Raw genomic sequence first — 3,000 nt, 5'->3', positions numbered from 1 at the left:
TGTAGCGGTTCCAGGTTCCACCGGCAGCGGCGTGGTGGCGTTGGGTGGTGGTGTGGTGGAAGCCGAGGGCCTGGGCGACGATCGGTGCCGGGGCTTGGAGGACAAGTTGGTGCAGTGCGGCCAGGCGGCCGGGAACGGTGGGGACGCCGAGGTCGCGGATGAACGGGGCGATCGTGCGGGTGGTCGACGGTTGGCCGGCACGGCGTCCGGGGAACAGCCAGCGGGCGTTGCGGTTCGTGGCGGTGCGCATGTTGGTGCGCGCTGGTCACGTAGCGCCAGCAGTAGGTCGGCGACGGGTTCCGGGACCGGCGTTGGCGGGTCGCCCAACCGGAGCAGGACGTCGGGGCCGGTGGTGTCGATGTCGTCGATGGTCAGGCGCAGGATGCGCCCCGAGCGGTTGGGCGTAGAGAAGCAGCAGGATCGCGGCGACGCGGGCGCGGAGCTCGCCGGTGTCGTCGGTGATCAGCTTGCGGAGTAGTCCGATGCGGCGGTGCTGCGTGATCGGGGATCGCTGGCCGGGCCGGTGCGCAGCAACGTGTAGCCGTGGCATGTGTCCGGCGTGGGCGGCCCACGTGAGGAACGGTTTGAGGAGCTGCCGCTGACGCGGCTGATGGGTGACGATCCAGCGGTCCAGGTCGTCCTGCCCGAGCCGGGCAAGGGTGAGTCCCTGCTCCTGGATCCCGGCGAGGAAGTCACCAACCCGCAAGACTTGCTGTCCGAGTTCGCTGCGGGTGTGGCGGCTCACGGGCCCGCGTTCGGCGCGGCGGCGCAGCCAGGGCAGTAGATGCCAGGTGGTGTACTGGCGCAGCAGCCGGCGCTGTTCGGTGTCGGTGATGGTGTCCAGGTGCTCGGGCAACCATCTCTCGAACAGCAGGATCTGCTTGTCGATCGGGGGCAGGACATCGCACTGCATGAGCAGTTCCCGCAGGTGAGCGGCGGCCCGCCATGGTTGCAGGCGGTGGAACGCGTCGTGGCTCAGTTCGATGTCAGCGCGGCCCGGACCTCGTAGCAGATCAGCGGCCGGGGCGGGGTGGCCGTGCCGGGAGGAGATCCAGGCCAGGCCGGTGAGCGGGTTGTTCATGCTGGTCAGCAGCTCGGCCAGCGGTGCCAGCTCGGGGCGGATGCGACCGGCCGTCGTCGAGGAGTTCGGCGACGCGCCGGGTGAACGTGCAGCGGGTGCACCGGCGGCCGGCGTGCAGCTTGCCCTCCTGCCCGCACTCGGCGCAGGCATACGAGATGGAGAATCCGGCGCAGCTGGTGCAGATCGGACCCTGGTCCTCGGTGCGCCGTCCGGTCAGGACCCGGTCGTCGCCGCAGCCGGGGCAGCGACCGTGGGCACGGAACGCCCGGTCTTGGCAGGTGCGGCAGACCCGCCCGTCGGGCCACCGGGCGGTGGAACTGCTGCGTCGGCCGCAGCGGGCGCAGTCGCGGACGAACCAGCGTTCGTACTGCTCGGCGGTGGCGTAGGGACGGTCCATCAGTCGGGGCGCACGCGGGCCCGCCGGGGCCGGACCGTGGCCAGGTCCACCGGCGCCGGGGCCTCACCGGCGGCCGCCTTGCGCGGCGCGACGTTGGCCGCCGTCGTGACGACCAAATCGGCGGGGGTGACCTCCAAGATGTCGCACAGCGCGGCCAGCACCGGCAGTGACAGCCTCTCCGGGGTGCCGGTCACGAGGCGGTGGACCTGGGAGGAGGACAGGTCGATGCCACGTTCGTGCAGCAGCGGCACCAGTTCGGTGGCGGTGAACACGCCGCGGGCGGCCATCATCTCCCGCAGCCGCCACCGGTAACTGACCTGGCGTTTCATGCTCATCGGGCCCTCCGTGCCGGTCGTAGTGCCGCGTTCATGGTCGCGTCGAGAGCCTGCCGCAGAGTGCGGGTGCGGAAGTCCGACGACACGCACGTGTAGATCGCCGTCGTCGAAGCGTGTTCGTGGCCGACCTGCTGCTGCACGAACAACGGATCCCAGCCTGCCTCGATCAGATGGGTGACATACGAGCGGCGCAGCGAGTGGAAGTCCAGCCCGGCGTCCAGGCCGAGGGCGTCGCGGTAGGCCGACAGCCGCGCGTTGAGCTGGGCCAGCCCGACCCGCGGCGCCCGTTCCGAGGGCCACAGCGCCGCGTTGCCTTCGGCGGCCAGCAGCGGCCGGATCTGCTCGATCCACTCGGCGAGGACTTCCGGCACCCATGCCCAGACGGTCAGCACGCTGCGCCGTTTCGGCGGCGAGCCTTTCATCGCCTTGCCGTGGCGGACGTAGAGCACGCCGTACTCGCCGAACTCGTCGGCGTGCGGATTGCGGCCGAAGTCGGCCACGTCGAGCATCCGGGTCTCGTTGCGCCGCAGCCCGTACCCGTAGGCAACCTTGAACAAGGGTGGCGTCGCGGAACGCCGGCAGCCAGCCCTTGCGCCCGGCCGCCCGGATCCGGGTGACCTGCTCGTCGGCGTAGTCCAGCAGGGCCTGCATCTCGTCGAGCGTGAACGCGCGCTTGGCCGGGTCGTCCTCGGCCGCGGCGACGTGGACCGCCGCGTTCCACTCGTGGACCACCTGCACCGGGTGCGTACCGAAGCGCTGCTCGCACTCACCGACCCAGCCGTAGGCCGGGTCGGTCAGGTACGCGCAGAACAGCCGGACCGCCTCCTGATAGCCACGCAGCGTCGAGCGGCGCACCCGGCGCACGGCCCGTAAATCGATGCACCACTCGTCGACCAGCTGCGGGGTCCACCGCCACGGCAGCGCCTGCGCGTGCTCGGCGAACGCCCGAACCGATCGCTGCCGGCTCTCCCCGGTGCCGAAGGACAGGTTCCGAGCGAGCTGCTGGTTACGCCACCCGTCGAGCATCGCGGTGAAGACCTGCTCGTCCGGCCGCAGCAGCCGCACACCGTCGGCCAGCTGCAGGGCAGCCGAGCCCGGCGCGGCGCGTTCCACGTCCACCGACAGTGACCTCCCGCCACTCGCATTAGATGCGAGATCGTCGCATCCAATGCGACCCGCTTGTCAAA

3 protein-coding genes and 1 pseudogene are annotated in these 3,000 nt (G+C 70.9%); all 4 read right to left on the bottom strand.

Annotation, left to right across the window (positions count from 1 at the left end; translation table 11 throughout):
* On the bottom strand, positions 1-250 hold a 250-nt coding region (locus tag AB0G14_RS35180; protein ID WP_357705050.1), incomplete at its 3' end, for a hypothetical protein.
* A gap of 15 nt (positions 251-265) precedes the next feature.
* Positions 266-1,081, bottom strand: a complete 816-nt coding sequence (locus tag AB0G14_RS35175) for a hypothetical protein (RefSeq protein ID WP_357705047.1) — start codon at positions 1,079-1,081, stop codon at positions 266-268.
* Between the two features lie 396 nt (positions 1,082-1,477).
* Positions 1,478-1,813, bottom strand: a complete 336-nt coding sequence (locus tag AB0G14_RS35170; protein WP_357705045.1) for a helix-turn-helix transcriptional regulator — start codon at positions 1,811-1,813, stop codon at positions 1,478-1,480.
* Positions 1,810-2,839 (bottom strand): annotated as a pseudogene (locus AB0G14_RS35165) (site-specific integrase). The gene AB0G14_RS35170 and the pseudogene AB0G14_RS35165 overlap by 4 nt, the downstream one beginning before the upstream one ends.
* Between the last annotated feature and the right edge of the window lie 161 nt (positions 2,840-3,000).

The organism is Micromonospora sp. NPDC023814 (genome assembly GCF_040639595.1).
Taxonomy (GTDB): domain Bacteria; phylum Actinomycetota; class Actinomycetes; order Mycobacteriales; family Micromonosporaceae; genus Micromonospora.
This window is presented reverse-complemented; position numbering and strand designations above follow the sequence as displayed.